The 629-nt window shown below is 45.2% G+C and carries 1 protein-coding gene; it reads right to left on the reverse strand.

Annotated elements, in window-relative coordinates; translation table 11 throughout:
- Positions 1 to 629 (reverse strand): ParB/RepB/Spo0J family partition protein (locus tag ABD361_RS30480; RefSeq protein WP_344440221.1); only part of this gene is annotated, 629 nt, incomplete at both ends.

Genomic DNA, 629 nt, shown 5'->3' on the forward strand with positions numbered 1-629 from the left:
ACCCTGATAGCCGCCAGAATTTTGCTTTTATCAATTGCCGGATAATCTGGCATGGTCTTCAACCGATGTTGAACTTTTTCCATCAGTTCTGTTACGGATGTTTGCTTGTTGTTTGCTTCTTCAGCCAGTTTTAGCAAAAACTGATAATCCGACAAAGAAATATCATTTATCACCGGGAATACTGCAACCATTTCATCTGGCACTGCTGCGGCCTGAAACGCGCGAGTCACTTTCGCCGGAGAGAGATTCTCTTTCAACGCAATCTCTTCTTTCGTCATGCTAGTTCCATAGGTGACTTCAAGTCGTTTCCCCAACTCTCGAAGGCTATGTTCTCTAGCTGTCTGGATATCTTGCGCTAACTGCCGTGCATCGGCGAGTGATATATCATCTTTAGTTACTAGGATTTCGAATTTAACGTTATTAAATATGCAGGCGGCACGGCGTCGGGTCCCATCTAATATCTCAATTCGTCCATTAACCTCCCGTCCAATAGCCGGGAAGAATTGCTGCAGCTTTATCGTCCGGGAAATATCACTAACGGACTCACGCGTAAGCATAGCCTGATCTCGTCCATTGACCGATGCATCAACGAACGTCTTTGATTCAATCTCTCCGCTTAATACAACCGT

The sequence above is a fragment of the Streptomyces luteosporeus genome, assembly GCF_039532865.1.
Classification (GTDB): domain Bacteria; phylum Actinomycetota; class Actinomycetes; order Streptomycetales; family Streptomycetaceae; genus Streptomyces; species Streptomyces luteosporeus.